This is a genomic window from Pseudomonas sp. Marseille-Q5115, assembly GCF_916618905.1.
Lineage (GTDB): Bacteria > Pseudomonadota > Gammaproteobacteria > Pseudomonadales > Pseudomonadaceae > Aquipseudomonas > Aquipseudomonas japonica_A.
Genome location: NZ_CAKAKI010000001.1, coordinates 1,982,433 through 1,997,364 on the forward strand (window position 1 = coordinate 1,982,433; position 14,932 = coordinate 1,997,364).

The window sequence follows — 14,932 nt, forward strand, 5'->3', positions numbered from 1 at the left end:
TCATGAGTGATCGCATTCGGCATTATCCGTGGCAGGGTAGTGAGCCGGGCCCGTGGCCACACTGGCCTGAAGTCGTTCGGTGCAGCCTGATCAACCTGCTGGGTTGCCGGTTCCCCCAATGCCTCATCTGGGGCGCGGAGCAGTACACCTTCCATAACGATGCGTTCGCAGACCTGTTGGGGCACGGAGCCCCCGTAGTCGAACGCACGCTTGAGCGGCTCTGGCCTCACGCCGGGGCACGATTGGCTTCCGCAGTGCGGCGGGCATTCGCCGGGGAAGCCTGCCACGGGCTCAATCATTGCCTGCCCGTGGAGCGTAACGGGCGTCGGGAACCTGCGTGGTACACCTTTTGTTTCAGCCCCCTGCGCGATGGGCACGGTGTCGTGCTCGGGGTGCTGGCCACCATCATTGAAACCACGGCAACGGTACAGGCCGAGGGAGAGCTTAAAAGCCTGGCCCATCGCTTCGAGCGAGAGGTTGCAGAGCGCACCGCCGACCGCAATCGCCTTTGGCAATTGTCCACGGACATCATGCTGGTGACGCGAAGCGACCTTACGATCACGGCCGCCAACCCTGCATGGGAAACAGTACTGGGCCGGCCGGAGTTGGAGCTGCTCGGCATGAATGTGCTTGAGCTGCTTCATCCCGAAGACGTTGCGGTATGTGAACAGGCCGCACGCGACCTGGCTGCCGGCCATCCTTTGCGGGATATGGATTGCCGCTTGCGGCACAAGCGTGGCGGCTATCGCTGGATCAACTGGGCGGCTGTGCCGGGTGGCGGATTTTTCAATGCCGTGGGGCGCGACGTCACGGTGGAGCGCGAGCGTGCCGCCGCGTTGGAGCAGACCGAGACGCTACTGCGGCACAGCCAGAAAATGGAAGCGGTCGGCCAGCTGACAGGTGGGCTGGCTCATGACTTCAATAACCTGCTGACCGCCATCTCCGGCAGCCTTGAACTTATGGACCGGCGTATCGAGCAGGGGCGTGTGGATCAGCTCAGGCGCTATATCGCCGCAGCCCGTGGCGCTGCGGACCGAGCGGCCACGCTGACCCACCGGTTGCTGGCGTTTGCCCGCAGGCAAACACTGGATGCCCGCCCCGTCGCCGTCCCTGCGTTGATAGAAGGCTTGGAAGCCCTTATCCGGCAAACTTTGGGGCCTCACATCCACTGCGAGCAAGCATTCGGCCTTGAGCCTTGGTGTGTACTTGCCGACCCTAACCAATTGGAAAGCGCGCTGCTCAACCTGTGCATCAATGCCCGCGACGCCATGCCAGAGGGCGGCACACTCACGCTCACGTGTACTGCGCATGCACAGGTGAGCACGTCGGCCGGTGTGGAAGCATTGGCTCCCGGAGATTACGTGGCCATCAGCGTCACAGATACCGGCCACGGCATGACGGCAGACGTACTTTCGAAGGTGTTCGATCCGTTTTTCACCACCAAACCCCTGGGGCAGGGTACCGGCCTGGGGTTGTCGATGGTGTATGGCTTTGCCCGCCAGTCAGGCGGTACTGTGAGTATCGCTTCCAATCCTGGCACGGGTACCCGGGTGAGTATCTATCTGCCTCGATACAGCGAAGCACTGGCACCCACATCTGAGGAACCTCCGGTAGCGATGGCGCAGCCGACTGCGAAAGGCGAATGTATCCTGCTCATTGATGACGAAGCGGCCATTCGTGATCTGGTAAGCGAAACGCTGGAGGGGTTGGGGTATCACGTAGTGTGCGCCGAAGACGGTGCCGGTGGCCTTGCCGCATTGGGCCGTACGCCGCAGGTGGCCTTGGTGATCACCGATATCGGCCTGCCAGGGGGGCTGAATGGGCGTCAGGTCGCCGAAGCGGCCCGCGCCATAAAACCTCACCTTCCGGTGCTTTTCATTACGGGGTACGCAGAACAGTCCGCCCTGGGGCCCGCGCTGCTCCGGTCGGGCATGGAGATCGTCACCAAGCCCTTTGTGCTTAACGATTTTGCCCGGCGGGTTGCGCAGATGCTCCGTCAACCCGCTGCGGAATAACCTTTGCCCTTGTCTGGCGCAGCGGCGGTTTCCTTGCCGGGCTGTTCATCGTTGTCCGCAGGCTCAGGCGTTCCGCCGCGGCGGGTCTTGCGTTCCAGCACCAGATACACCACGCAGGCGATTGCCAGCGGTACCAGAAAATACAACGCCCGATAGGCAATCAGCGCAGCCAGAAGCGCACCCTTTGAATACTGCCCCTGCAGCAGGGAAATGAAGATGGTTTCCAGTACTCCCAGCCCGGCGGGTATGTGGGTAATCACCCCGGCAATACTGCTGATCAGCAGGATGGCCAGCACGGTGAGGTAGTCAACCTTTTCTGGCAGCAGGGTAAAAATCAGCGCCCCCATCAACGACCAGTTCAGTGCGCCTGTAGCGGCCTGGAGCGCGGCGAAGCGGAAGGACGGCAGCGTGACTTCCTGCTTGCGTATCGTCCACGTGCGCCGTTTAGCGAACCGGCATGCCAAAAGGTAAGCAACGCCAGTCGCGACCATTGCAGCGCCGATCAGGCGCAGCCCGGTAGACCCTATTTTCACGCTGTCCGGAAGCGCCGGCAGTCCCATTGCGAAGACCACACCGCCCAGCAGCAAGTAGCCCAGCCAATTGGTGACCAAGCCAAGGCTGAGGATCTTCGTAATGGTTGCGACGCTCAGGCCCAGCTTGCCGTATAGCCGATAGCGCAGGGCAATGCCGCCCACCCAGGAGCTGAGGTTGAGATTGAAGGCGTAGCACACGAAGGCCAGGGGCAATACCTTGGTCGTGGGCAGGCGGTGGCCGGTATAACGTCGGGATAGCAGGTCGTAGCTGCTGAATACCATGTAGCTCACCAAGGCCAATGCGCCACCGAGCAACAGCGTGCTCAGCTTGTAAGACTTGAGCGCATGCACGACTTCCTGCCAGTCAAGATTACGTACAAGCATGAACAACAGCACTGGCACCAGGATGAAGCAACTCCAGGTCATCAAGCGCTTGGTCCATAACCATACCTTGGAGCGACGTTTGGGCTGACCATCGCGTACTTGATTGGTAGCTGCGGGATCGACGGAGGGGTTCATGCGCTTTTCTCCGCGTTCAGTGGGGTATCGCCCGGGGCCGTTTCATTTACGGTTGTCCAGGGTTTGAGCCGGGGGGAGTGTGCAGGCAGCAGGCCAATCCAGGCAGGGAAATGGCGCAGGAAGTGAAAACTGAGGAAGATCAAAGGCGCGCGCCACCAGTAACCGCGCAGCACCCGTTGCAGGGTAATGCTCTTGGATTCTTCTTTGGCGAGCTGCGCCAGGTGGGTGTAAAGGCGCTCGTTGAATGCCGTGTCATCAATTACCAGGTTGGCTTCCAGGTTGAGTGACAGGCTGAGCGGGTCGAGATTGCTGGAGCCGACCGTTGACCAGTGGTGGTCGACCAAGGCCACCTTGCCATGCAGTGGCCGGGTTGTGTACTCGCGTATCACCACCCCATCGCGCAGGAGGTAGTTGTACAGCAGCCTTGAGCACAGCCGTACCAGCGGCATATCTGGCATGCCCTGAAGAATAAGCGTCACTTCTACCCCGCGTCGGGCCGCATTGCGTAGCTCGCGAAGCACACGGTAGCCCGGAAAGAAATAGGCATTGGCGATGATGATTCGCTCTCGGGCGGCTTTGATGGCGTTGAGGTAGTGGGTTTCGATATCGTCGGTGTGGTTTTTGTTGTCGCGGATGCTCAGCAGCATTTTTGCGTGAGCACTGTCGGCTTCCAACGGCACCCGTTCGGTCAACCAAGGCTTGTGGTGCCGGGTAATACGGCTGGTTTCGTCCATCAGGGCCAGCGAGGCCTTGTGCAGGTCGGCAACGATCGGCCCACGTACTTGCACGGCGTAGTCCTGCTTGGCCATGGGGCCGAAGTCACCCAGGTGGTCCGCGCAGAAGTTGATACCGCCAACGAAACCGATCTCTCCATCGACGACCACAATCTTGCGGTGAAGCCGACGGAACAGGTTGGTTCGCATGCCTAGCATGGGCTTGCTCGGGTCAAACGCCAGCACCCGCACGCCGGCTTCCGAAAGGGCGCTCAGGGTAGAAGGCGACAGGTCCGCGCTGCCATAGCCGTCCACCAGCACCTCAATTCGCACCCCACGGGCGGCTGCCTCGGTGAGCACCTGATGCAGCTCCAGCCCCACCTTGTCATCCCGCAGGATGAAGGTTTCGATCAACACTTCCTCTCGGGCCTGGGCGATGGCCTGGAATACGCTCGGATAGAATTCTTCCCCGTTGATCAGCAGCTGTATCTGGTTGTTGCTCCGCCATTGCTCAGTCACAGGCGTACCTCCACAGCCAGGGGCACATGGTCAGACAAATGCGACCAGGGTTTGCGAGACAATGCCAGCGGCGCATGCGCTGTGGCGTTACGCAGGTAAATGCGGTCCAGGCGCAATAACGGCAGCCGCGCCGGGAAACTGCGCGCCGGCGAGCCATGGGCCTCAGCAAAGGCCTCACGCAAGCCGCAGCCAGCCAACAGCTTGCTGGCCTGTTGACGCCAGTCATTGAAATCACCAGCGACGATCACGGGCTCGTTTTCCGGCAGGCCCTCGAGTAATCGACACAGCAAGCGAAGCTGTTCCTGACGCTGTTGCTCGCGCAGGCCCAGGTGAACGCAAATGGTGTGCACCGGCGGTTGCCCCGGCACGGCCAGTACAGAATGAAGCAGCCCGCGCTCTTCCTGGCCGGCGACACTGACGTCGTGGTTCTGGTAATGGAGGATGGGGAATTTGGACAGGAGCGCATTGCCATGGTCGCCGTCCGGGTACACCGCGTTACGCCCATAGGCGAACACCGGCCACATGCTGTCGGCCAGGAATTCGTATTGCGGTACATCGCTCCAGTTATCGTAGCGCTCGCCATGCCGCCGGTGCACACCCAGTACCTCCTGGAGAAACACCACGTCGGCAGAGGTCGCGCGCACCGCTTCGCGCAGCTCGGGCAGTACAAAGCGGCGATTCAGTGGGCTGAAACCCTTGTGCATGTTCACGGTAAGGATGTGCAGCGCATGCACCGGCGGGGCTTCCTGTGGAAGCACGTCCGCAGCCGTGACCTGCTCATCCAGCGGCCGGAAATCCTGTGTCGCCATCGGCCAAGCTCCCCAAATCCTGGTTGAAAAGTCCTCATAGTCGGACTTTCAGAGGGTTGGATGGTTCAGCGCGGGGCGGGAGGTAGGGCATGGCGCTGGCGTTCCAGGAGCGGTAGTGGTTAAGCATGGCTCCGGTAGGCAGCTGTCGAGCAGGCGTAGTCAGGCAAACGGCTCTCCTTTTTAAATCCCATATATCGTGATTTAACTGCCATTTCTGAGCTTGAGGTCGCTTATGGATGCTGTTCGTCAGACGTGACTATTCAAGTCCGTTCACAGGCTATCCGGATCTCCAAAGAACATCTGCAACCGCGAGCGTAGCCAGCGCTCGCTGGGGTCGTTGTCCTGCGAGCCACGCCAGGCCATGTGAAGTTCGAAGGTTTCCATTTCCATAGGCAGTTCCTCGGCGCGCAGCCCGCCCGCTGCGGTGAGCGCATCGGCGGTGTAGTCCGGCACGGTGGCCACAATATCCGTACCGGCCAACAAGGTACCCAACCCATTGAACTGAGGCACGGCGAGCACCACGTGGCGCTTGCGGCCCAGCTTTTCCAAGGTGGTGTCGATGAAGCCGCTGAGGTCGCCCGCATAGGACACCAACGCATGCGGCCGATCACAGAAATCATCCAGGCTGATCGGCCCCGGCATGGTGTCGGCCCTCAGCAGGCGTGGCTTGCTTCGGCGCAATACCTTGCGCTTGGCATTGGCGGGCAGCTCGTTGGTGTAGCTCACGCCCACCGAGATTTCCCCGGAAGCAAGCAACGCCGGCATCAGAATGTAATTGACCCGCCGCACTACCAGCACGATGCCCGGCGCTTCTGCCCGCAACCGCTTGAGCAGTTGCGGCAACAATGCAAATTCAACGTCATCGGATAAGCCCACCCGGAACACTGCCGTGCTGGTGGCCGGATCAAACTCGGCGGCGCGGCTTACTGCCGTGGAGATCGAATCCAGGGCAGGGGACAGCAGCCCGAAGATTTCGGTGGCGCGCGCCGTGGGCTCCATGCTTCTGCCAGTGCGCACGAACAACGGATCATCGAAGAGGTTGCGCAGGCGCGAAAGGGCAGCGCTGATGGCCGGCTGGCCGAGAAAAAGCTTCTCTGCGGCGCGGGTTACGCTGCGTTCATGCATCAGGGTTTCAAAGACAATCAGTAAATTGAGGTCGACGCGGCGAAGGTCGTTACGATTCATCTGGATCGCTCAGGCAGAGGTCGGGGCGCTGGAGATAGTACGGGGAATGATTGCCGCGGTGTACGTCAAATATTAAATCGCCGCTATAGAGATTGAATCGAGGATCAATATTAGGCATGTTGACTATCAATTTCCCTCGGTGGTGATGTGGGCAAAGCCCGGATAACCTACGTGGTAATAGAAGTGATCAGACGAGGTTAGCGATGTCCCGCACAATCCGTTTTCACAAGTTTGGCCCTGCCGACGTGCTCAAGTGCGAAGCGCTCGAGCCTCGGCTACCAGGGCCGGGCGAGGTGCAGGTACAGGTCGCTGCCATTGGCATATCGTGGTTTGACGTGCTTTGGCGGCAGAATCTGGCCCCCTCCCAGGCACGTCTGCCAGCTGGCATTGGCCATGAAATGGCCGGGGTAGTCAGTGCCGTCGGCACCGGCGTGACCGAGTTCAAGCCAGGCGATCGCGTGGCAAGCTTCCCCGCCACCAGCGCCAACGACTATCCGGCGTGCGGGGAGCAGGTGGTCATGCCCGCGGCAGCACTCACCCGATACCCGGATCTGCTGACGCCGACGCAGGCGGCCGTTCACTACACGCCCTTGCTGGTCGCCTGGTTCGCTTACGTGAAGCTGGCCCATGCCCAGCCTGGCCAGACCGCGCTCATCACTGATGCCAGCCATTGCTCGGGCCCGGCGTTCGTGCAACTGGGCAAGGCGCTGGGTGTGAATGTCATCGCGGCCACCCGCAATGAAACGCAGCGCGAAGCATTGCTTGCGCTGGGTGCGCATAAGGTGATCGTCACCGATGATCAGGACCTGCTCATGCAGATCAACAAGTACACCGATGGCAAAGGCGTCAATATGGTGTTCGACGGGCTGGGCGGGCCGCAAATGTCTTTGCTCGGCGATGTACTGGCGCCGCGCGGTACGCTGGTGCTTTATGGTTTGCAAGGCGGGAACCAGACCCCGTTCCCGGCGTGTGCGGCGTTCCAGAAGAACATTCAGTTCCATGTGCATTGCCTGGGTAATTTCACCGGTAAGCCGGAGCTGGGGATCCCTCAGGATGCCGAAGCAGTGCGCCAGGCCCTTGTACAGATCAACCAGCTCACGGCTGATCGCGTGCTTACACCTCAGCCAACTCGGGTGTTCGCGTTCGAGCAGGTAGTGGAGGCCCACCGCTATATGGACGACTGCCCGTGCAGCGGCCGGGCCGTGTTGGAAATAACATCCGCGTAATGCGTGACTGCTGCCGGGCTGCCATTGCAGCCCACTGCCGTGTACCGGCTTCTCCTACAGTCTCTTGAGATTTTTCCTTCAGTAATCTTCCGGTTCGACCCGCTGCTCGGGCGGGCCGGTATGGCTATCCTTCGGCGCGCTGAATCCGCTACCAAGAAAGCGGGTCGCCTGCGGAGGACTCATGAGCGAAATACACCAACAAGCCCTGGCCAGCATCTATCGCCAAGTGCTGCAGCGCCTTGTCAATGCCCATGGCGAGTCACAACGGCATGCAATGCTGCGGCTGGCCGAATGGTTGGGTCGCCGCTTCCCTCAGTTGGAGCAGGCTCGCCTGGTGGTGATGTGCGCGGGTGATCGGGATGGCTTGCTCACAATGGCGCTGCTGCGCGGGGCCCAGTTGCTGTTGGCCGAGGCACAGGGGCAAACGTTCCGGTTGCGCGTGGCCGTGCCCTTGCACCCGGGTATGAGTACCGTCGACCACGGTAACGTACAGCGCGCCTGCGCCGCACTGTTCCTGCATGAAGATGAACGGGTCGAAGTACTGGCGGTAGATGGCACGGCCTTGCGCCCCTACGATCGCGCCGAACCGGGCCGCGTGGCGCAAGTAGGTACTGCAAAGGCCTTGCTGGGTTCGGTCCATGCGGGCCCGGCCGGCATTGGTCTCGAACGCAAGCACTGCATCATCGGCACTGCTCGTTTGCTGCTGCTGGCGCTTGAGGGTAGTCAGCGGTCCAACGTGCTCGTAATGGCCCAGCCGCTCGCCAGCCTGTTGCGTCAATACGCTCGAGCTCGGCGCTTGTTGCGCAAGGCAGGGGGTCTTGGCCCTGATGAGCGCCAGCCGGTGCCGGCTTGGTTGCACAAGGTAGCTGGGCTGATGGAAGGCGCTTCGCCAGGGCAGCACCCGGACCAGGCCTTGGCCACAGCCTTGAACGTGCAAGCGTTTCTTTCCACCAGCCCCAAGGTGCGCTGGGAACAAGCGATGCAGTGCCTGGGCATGCAGCTCGACCCGTTTTCCCTGCGAAGCGATGCACTGGACTGCAGGGATTACCTGCTTGGGGCCCACCTGTCTGCCTTGGCGGCGAAACACCTCAACGGCGAGGATGCCGCTTCAGGGCTTGTGGCGTGGTTACGCCCCCGCTTCGACCGTTTGCGCAAGGAAGGGGTGCCTGTACGCAAACTGGCAGGGTTGCGTGCCGCTTGCCTGGGTGAGCGCGCCATCGACAGCCAGGCGTATCGCCTGCAGCTGCATTCAGAAGAGCGTTATGGCATGAACGAAGAGCAACTGTGCTGCTTGATCTTCAAGCCGTTCGTTGACCGGGGTGCGGGTTTGAAAGCGTTTCTGGAATGCTGCCACCCCGATAAGCTGCATCGTGAAAGTCAGCTACGCCAGGCCCTCGAAGGCCAGATCGGCTCCGCCGAGGCTATAGGGTGGCTGCAGCGGGTATCCGGTTTGCCACTGCCGATGTTACGTCAACTTTATGCAAGCGTTGCCAAGGGAAGTGGGCAGCATGGCCGCCCGGGCGCAGTGCTGCCTGGCCCCTGCAGTTGCCATGCCGCCTCGCTGGCGGGGCGAACTACACATGGCCTTGGCTCAGGGCGACAGGGGCAATCGACAAAAGGGGCTGGTCACGGATAACCCGCTGGAGTACAAATGTACTCCATGAAAACAAACATTCTTTCTCCACGTCGCCGCGCTGTCCTTGCATTCATTCGTGAGCGCATCGCTTTGCACGGTCAATCACCCAGCCTCGCCGAGATAAGCGAGGCCTTTGGCTTTGCCTCGCGTAGTGTTGCCCGCAAGCACATTGTGGCGCTGGCCGAGGCCGGGCATATCGAGGTCCAGGCCCACCAGGCGCGCGGTATCCGGCTGGTAGCGCAGGCCGGCCGTGCCGAACTTGTCCAGGTACCCTTGATGGGGCGTGTCGCGGCGGGGTTACCGATCGATCCGGATGTGGGTGTGCATGACCACCTGGCATTGGACGTGCGGCTGTTCTCTCGTGTGCCGGATTACCTGCTGGAAGTGCAGGGCGATTCGATGCTTGAAGACGGCATTCTGGACGGAGACCTGGTGGGTGTGCAGCGGCTGCAGGAGGCTCGCAACGGGCAGATCGTGGTCGCCAGGCTGGATGGCGAGGTCACCATCAAGCGCTTCGAACACAGCCTTGAAGGTGTGAGGCTGTTGCCCCGCAACCCTGCCTACACGCCAATTGAAGTAGCTCCCGATCGCGATCTGGTGATCGAAGGTATCTTCTGCGGGCTGGTGCGGCGATGAGCGCGGCCGTTGTAAGCCTCGATGGCCTGCTGGGCACGCGCCGTGTCTGGAAAGGCAGCAATACCCAAGGCGAACAGCCCACAACCCCCGCCCAACCCACAGGGCATGCCCAGTTGGATCAGGCCTTGCCCTCAGGCGGCTGGCCGCCCGGGGCCTTGAGCGAAATCCTTATACCGTTCACCGGTTGCGGCGAATTGCAATTACTGTGGCCAACCCTGGCCCGCCTTACACAGGCCGCCGAGCGCGTGGTATTGGTCGCGCCGCCGTTCATACCCAACCCCCAGGCCTGGCTGGCCGCCGGGGTAGACCTGGGCTGGCTGACTCTGGTGCGGGCTGAAGGCAAGGAAGCGTTGTGGGCAGCTGAGCAATGCCTGCGTTCCGGTAGCTGCGCGGCAGTCATGTGCTGGGCGGGGCAGGTCGATGATCGCGCCTTGCGTCGGCTGCAGGTAGCCGCCGAGGCAGGCCAGGCGTTGGGGTTCATATTGCGCGGCAGCCAGGCGGCGGCCAATCCGTCACCGGCCGCGCTTCGCCTGGCGATCGCCCCGGAGCCTGCTGGCTGGACCATTCTCAAATGCCGCGGTGGTTTGCCGCCGGCTCGCCCTATCCCTTGGTTGGCCAACGCCTGAGGTCGCCATGCTCTGGGCCTGTATCCTGTTTCCCCAGTTGGCGCTGGACGTGGTGTTGCGCCATCAACCTGACCCGCTGGCGCCTCTGGCGTTGGTCAGTGGCCCTTCCCAACGGCGCGTGCTGCGCGCGGTCAACCCCGCAGCCCGGGCGCTTGGCCTGCGCCCTGGGCAAAGCCTGAGCGCGGCGCATGCGCTTAGCCGTGATTTCCATCTGGTGGACTACGACCTTAGCCAGGTAGGCCAGGCCCAGCAATTGCTCGCCGCCTGGGGCTATCGCTACAGCTCGCAGGTAAGCCTGCATTTTCCTCGCGCGCTGTTGCTGGAGGTTGCCTCAGGCATGGGGTTGTTCGGGCCATGGCCGGCATTCGAGGCACGGTTGCGCAGTGAGCTGCGTGCCATGGGGTTCGCGCACCGTATCGTGCTGGCCACCAACCCCGTGGCCGCCCGAATGCTGGCCAATGTGCACGATGGCCTTGCGGTCACGTCCCCTACCCAGCTGCAGGCCCTATTGGCCCAAATGCCCGTAGACCGGATTGGCCTGGCCAAAGAGCAGGCAACGGCACTTATGCGCATGGGGCTGCGCAAGGTTGGCCAATTGCTGCGGCTTGAGCGCGCGGCGTTGGCACGACGGTTCCCGGCCCAATTGCTCATGCAGCTGGATCTGTTGCAGGGGCTACGGCCCCAAGCGCTGGAGTTCTTTGCATTACCAGAAGGTTTCGACTGCCGTATAGAGCTCAATTTCGATGTGGAATCCACCGAGGCCTTGCTGTTTCCGTTACGGCGACTGATCAACGATCTGGGTGTGTTTCTGGCCAGCCGTGATGGCGGGGTGCAACGGTTTGTGGTTCACCTGGAGCACGCCGAGGGCGCGGATACCCAGGTTCGGGTAGGGCTGCTCACGGCGGAGCGGGACCCCAACCTGCTGTTCGAACTCACCCGTGGCCGCCTGGAGCCGGTACAGGTTACCCGGCCGGTACGTAATGTACGCCTGGTGGCCAGAGAGCTGCCGGCGTATGTCCCGGTGGCGCATGGGTTGTTCGAGGCGAGGCTGGCCGCCGGGCAGGGTTGGGAACAGCTGCGTGAACGCCTGCGCGCCCGCCTGGGTGACGACGCCGTGGCCTGCCTTCGTTACCTGGCCGACCATCGCCCCGAGCGTGCCTGGGCATTGGAGGACACCCCTGGGCTTGCGCTGCACGCCGGCCCTGCGCCCTTGCGGCCTGGCTGGTTGTTGCCCAGCCCGGAGCCACTTTCCGACGGGCGCTGGCAATCGCTTTCCGGCCCGGAACGGATTGAAAGCGGATGGTGGGACGGTGGCGATGTGCGCCGCGACTACTTCCGCTTGCGCCTGGCCTCGGGGCGGCAAGCCTGGGCCTACAAGGCTGTGAGCGATGACAGCTGGTGGTTGCAGGGGTGGTTCGGATGACTGGGTATGCCGAGCTGCACTGCCTGTCCAGTTTCAGCTTTCAGCGGGGCGCATCTACCGCCCTGGAGCTGTTCACCCGGGCCCGCCGGCATGGCTACCGCGCGCTGGCCATTACCGATGAATGCACCTTGGCCGGCATTGTTCGGGCATGGCAGGCGGCCCGGGAATGCTCGGTGCCCTTGCTGGTGGGCAGCGAGATCCAGGTGGACAACGGTGCGCGGCTGGTCGTACTGGTAAGCGATCTGGGCGGGTATCAAGCGTTGTGCCACTTGATCACTTTGGCGCGGCGGCGTGCCGAGAAGGGCAGTTACCGTTCCCTGGCCAGTGATTATCAAAAGGTAGACCTGTCCGGGCTATTGGCCCTGTGGCTGCCTTCGCCTGAGTTGAAGATCGAGCACGGCCAGTGGCTGCAACAGCTGTTCGGCGATCGCTTGTGGCTGGCGGTGGAATTGCACCGCAGTGCCGATGACACCCGGCGCCTGGCGCATCTGCAGGCCTTGGCCGTCAAACTGGGCATCCGTTGCGTGGCCAGCGGTGATGTGCACATGCATGCTCGCGGGCGGCGGGCGCTGCAGGATACCCTTACCGCCGTGCGTCATCATGTCAGCGTTGCCGAGGCGGGCCAGTGGCTGTTCCCCAATGGCGAGCGTCATTTACGCAGCCTGGCGCAGCTCGCCGAGCTATATCCACCAGCCTTGCTGGCCGAAACCGTGCACATCGCCGAGCGATGCCGCTTCGACCTTGGCCAGCTGCGCTACCAGTACCCCCATGAAGTGGTGCCCGCTGGCCAAACCCCCACGGCATGGCTGCGTACCTTGACCGAGCGCGGCGCGGCCGAGCGCTGGCCAGAGGGTATCCCGGCGCTGGTGCGAACCATGCTGGAGCGTGAGCTGGAGATCATCGCCGACCTTGCCTATGAATCCTATTTCCTGACCGTGCATGACATCGTCGACTTCGCCAGGCGCCAAGGCATCCTGTGCCAGGGGCGGGGGTCCGCCGCGAACTCTGCCGTATGCTTTGCGCTGGGCATTACCGCGATCGACCCGGCCCATACCAGCATGTTGTTCGAACGCTTCATCTCACGCGAGCGCAACGAACCGCCAGACATCGACGTGGATTTTGAGCATGAGCGGCGTGAAGAAGTCATCCAGTACGTGTTCAACCGGTATGGCCGCCATCGGGCAGCGCTCACGGCCATCGCCAGCACCTACCGGGCTGCGGGGGCCGTGCGGGATGTGGCCAAGGCCCTTGGGCTGCCCCCGGACCAGGTGAATGCGCTGGCCAGTTGCGTAGGGCGCTTCAGCGACGCACTGCCATCGCCAGAGCGGCTCGCCGAAGCCGGTTTCGACCCTGCCAGCCCGGTGCTGCGCCGGGTGCTCACCCTCACCGGCGAGCTGATAGGCTTCCCTCGCCACCTGTCCCAGCACCCTGGCGGTTTCGTGATTTCGGAACACCCGTTGCAAACTCTGGTGCCAGTGGAAAACGCCGCCATGGATGACCGCACCGTCATTCAGTGGGACAAAGACGACCTGGACATGGTTGGCCTGTTGAAGGTCGATATCCTTGCCCTGGGCATGCTGACCGCGATCCGTCGCTGCTTCGACCTGGTAAAGCACTACCGCGGCCGTCACCTCACCCTGGCATCGGTGCCCGCCGATTGCGCGGCGACCTACGACATGATCGGCAAGGCCGATACGGTAGGGGTGTTCCAGATAGAATCCCGGGCGCAAATGGCAATGTTGCCCCGCCTCAAGCCGCGCAATTTCTACGACCTGGTGATCGAGGTGGCGATCGTGCGCCCCGGCCCCATACAGGGTGACATGGTGCACCCTTACCTGCGTCGCCGTAATCACGAAGAAGAGGTCACCTACCCGTCGCCGGAATTCGAAGCGGTGTTCAAGCGCACGTTGGGCGTGCCGCTGTTTCAGGAACAGGTGATGCAGCTGGCTATTCTTGCGGCCGATTACACCCCGGGCGAGGCTGACCAGTTGCGCCGCTCAATGGCGGCCTGGAAGCGCCACGGCGGGCTGGACCCGCACCAGCAGCGCCTGCGTGAAGGCATGTTGCGCAATGGCTATAGCGAAGCTTTTGCCCAACGTATCTTCGAGCAGATCAAGGGCTTTGGCAGTTACGGGTTTCCTGAATCCCACGCCGCCAGCTTTGCTTTGCTCACCTATGCCAGCAGTTGGCTGAAATGCCACGAACCCGCAGCGTTCGCCTGCGCCTTGGTCAACAGCTGGCCCATGGGCTTCTACAGCCCGGATCAGGTGTTGCAGGATGCCCGGCGCCACGGCATCGAGGTGCGGCCGGTAGACGTACGCTATAGCGACTGGGATTGCACGCTCGAGCCTTGCGCAGAAGGGCAGCCGGCCATTCGCATGGGCTTGCGGATGATTCGCGGTCTTGCCCGGCAGGCCGCGCAGCGCGTGAGTGAAACCCGCGAGGCAGCGCCATTCTCCAGCGTGCAGGACCTGGCATTACGGGCAGGGCTGGACAGCCGCGCGCGCGAGCTGCTGGCCGATGCAGGCGCCTTGCGGGGCTTGGTCGGGAACCGTCACCGCGCCCGCTGGGAAGTGGCCAGCGTAGAGCGGCAATTGCCCCTGTTCGAAGGGGTCGAACCTGTACCCGATACGGACGTTTCCCTTCCGGTGCCCACTGCGGGAGAAGACTTGCTGGCCGACTATGCCTCGATCGGTACTACCTTGGGCAGCCACCCGTTGGCCATGTTGCGCGGTGCGTTGGCGAAGTGGCGCTGCCGCAGCTCCAGAGACCTTGCCCATATCGCTCATGGCCGCGCGGTCAACGTAACCGGGCTTGTCACTAGCCGACAACGCCCCGGCACGGCCAGCGGTGTCACGTTCGTTACCCTTGAAGATGAATTTGGCATGGTCAATGTGATCGTATGGCGCGACTTGGCCGAACGGCAGCGCAAGGCCCTGGTCGGCGCTCGGTTATTACAAGTGCAAGGCCGGTTCGAACGCCAGGGAGAGGTGTGCCATCTTATTGCGCGTAACTTGCTGGACATGACGCCTCTGCTCACCGGGCTGGATGTTCGCAGCCGGGACTTCCATTGAAGCGGGGTGGTGGGCCAG

The 14,932-nt window shown here is 62.4% G+C and carries 11 protein-coding genes; 7 read left to right on the forward strand and 4 right to left on the reverse strand.

Going from position 1 to position 14,932, the window contains the following annotated elements; translation table 11 throughout:
- The first annotated feature begins 2 nt into the window (after positions 1–2).
- Positions 3–2,015 carry a PAS domain-containing sensor histidine kinase gene (locus LG385_RS09265; RefSeq protein WP_225774018.1) on the forward strand — a complete coding sequence of 671 codons (2,013 nt, stop codon included), beginning with the start codon at positions 3–5 and terminating at the stop codon, positions 2,013–2,015.
- Here the strand turns inward: LG385_RS09265 and LG385_RS09270 are convergent.
- The 4 genes from LG385_RS09270 to LG385_RS09285 all read right to left on the reverse strand — a co-directional run bounded on the left by LG385_RS09270 (position 1,997) and on the right by LG385_RS09285 (position 6,293).
- Positions 1,997–2,974, reverse strand: coding sequence for a lysylphosphatidylglycerol synthase domain-containing protein (locus LG385_RS09270; RefSeq protein ID WP_225776204.1), 978 nt, complete (start codon positions 2,972–2,974; stop codon positions 1,997–1,999). The genes LG385_RS09265 and LG385_RS09270 overlap by 19 nt on opposite strands.
- A gap of 89 nt (positions 2,975–3,063) precedes the next feature.
- Positions 3,064–4,299, reverse strand: a complete 1,236-nt coding sequence (clsB, locus tag LG385_RS09275; RefSeq protein ID WP_225774019.1) for a cardiolipin synthase ClsB — start codon at positions 4,297–4,299, stop codon at positions 3,064–3,066.
- Complete coding sequence (locus LG385_RS09280) at positions 4,296–5,108, reverse strand: endonuclease/exonuclease/phosphatase family protein (protein ID WP_181112003.1); 813 nt, start codon at positions 5,106–5,108, stop codon at positions 4,296–4,298. Before LG385_RS09280 ends, clsB begins: the two co-directional genes overlap by 4 nt.
- Before the next feature lie 270 nt (positions 5,109–5,378).
- Positions 5,379–6,293 (reverse strand): LysR family transcriptional regulator, encoded by a 915-nt coding sequence (locus LG385_RS09285; RefSeq protein WP_225774020.1) that lies wholly within the window; start codon positions 6,291–6,293, stop codon positions 5,379–5,381.
- Positions 6,294–6,496: 203 nt separating this feature from the next.
- Here LG385_RS09285 and LG385_RS09290 point away from each other — a divergent pair, with 203 nt between their 5' ends.
- From LG385_RS09290 to LG385_RS09315, 6 genes are all read left to right on the forward strand, one after another.
- Complete coding sequence (locus LG385_RS09290) at positions 6,497–7,519, forward strand: zinc-dependent alcohol dehydrogenase family protein (protein WP_181112004.1); 1,023 nt, start codon at positions 6,497–6,499, stop codon at positions 7,517–7,519.
- A 181-nt stretch (positions 7,520–7,700) separates the two neighbouring features.
- Entirely contained in the window at positions 7,701–9,155 is a 1,455-nt protein-coding gene (locus LG385_RS09295; RefSeq protein WP_225774021.1) for a hypothetical protein, read from the forward strand.
- 15 nt (positions 9,156–9,170) lie between these two features.
- The gene (gene lexA / locus LG385_RS09300; RefSeq protein WP_225774022.1) at positions 9,171–9,791 is read left to right on the forward strand and encodes a transcriptional repressor LexA; all 621 of its coding nucleotides are present in this window, start codon (positions 9,171–9,173) and stop codon (positions 9,789–9,791) included.
- Positions 9,788–10,417, forward strand: a complete 630-nt coding sequence (imuA, locus tag LG385_RS09305; RefSeq protein WP_181112007.1) for a translesion DNA synthesis-associated protein ImuA — start codon at positions 9,788–9,790, stop codon at positions 10,415–10,417. Before lexA ends, imuA begins: the two co-directional genes overlap by 4 nt.
- Positions 10,418–10,424: 7 nt before the next feature.
- Positions 10,425–11,840: a Y-family DNA polymerase gene (locus tag LG385_RS09310; protein ID WP_225774023.1), complete on the forward strand. Its 1,416-nt coding sequence runs from the start codon at positions 10,425–10,427 to the stop codon at positions 11,838–11,840.
- On the forward strand, positions 11,837–14,914 hold the full coding sequence (locus LG385_RS09315; RefSeq protein WP_318781390.1) for an error-prone DNA polymerase: 3,078 nt from the start codon (positions 11,837–11,839) through the stop codon (positions 14,912–14,914). Before LG385_RS09310 ends, LG385_RS09315 begins: the two co-directional genes overlap by 4 nt.
- The last annotated feature ends 18 nt before the right edge of the window (positions 14,915–14,932 follow it).

Excerpts from the sequence above, each read along its gene's own strand:
- LG385_RS09265 (WP_225774018.1), top strand. The coding sequence starts at position 3 with ATGAGTGATCGCATTCGGCATTATCCGTGGCAGGGTAGTGAGCCGGGC.
- LG385_RS09270 (WP_225776204.1), bottom strand. The coding sequence starts at position 2,974 with ATGACCTGGAGTTGCTTCATCCTGGTGCCAGTGCTGTTGTTCATGCTT.
- LG385_RS09280 (WP_181112003.1), bottom strand. The coding sequence starts at position 5,108 with ATGGCGACACAGGATTTCCGGCCGCTGGATGAGCAGGTCACGGCTGCG.
- LG385_RS09285 (WP_225774020.1), bottom strand. The coding sequence starts at position 6,293 with ATGAATCGTAACGACCTTCGCCGCGTCGACCTCAATTTACTGATTGTC.
- LG385_RS09290 (WP_181112004.1), top strand. The coding sequence starts at position 6,497 with ATGTCCCGCACAATCCGTTTTCACAAGTTTGGCCCTGCCGACGTGCTC.
- LG385_RS09295 (WP_225774021.1), top strand. The coding sequence starts at position 7,701 with ATGAGCGAAATACACCAACAAGCCCTGGCCAGCATCTATCGCCAAGTG.
- lexA (WP_225774022.1), top strand. The coding sequence starts at position 9,171 with ATGTACTCCATGAAAACAAACATTCTTTCTCCACGTCGCCGCGCTGTC.
- imuA (WP_181112007.1), top strand. The coding sequence starts at position 9,788 with ATGAGCGCGGCCGTTGTAAGCCTCGATGGCCTGCTGGGCACGCGCCGT.
- LG385_RS09310 (WP_225774023.1), top strand. The coding sequence starts at position 10,425 with ATGCTCTGGGCCTGTATCCTGTTTCCCCAGTTGGCGCTGGACGTGGTG.
- LG385_RS09315 (WP_318781390.1), top strand. The coding sequence starts at position 11,837 with ATGACTGGGTATGCCGAGCTGCACTGCCTGTCCAGTTTCAGCTTTCAG.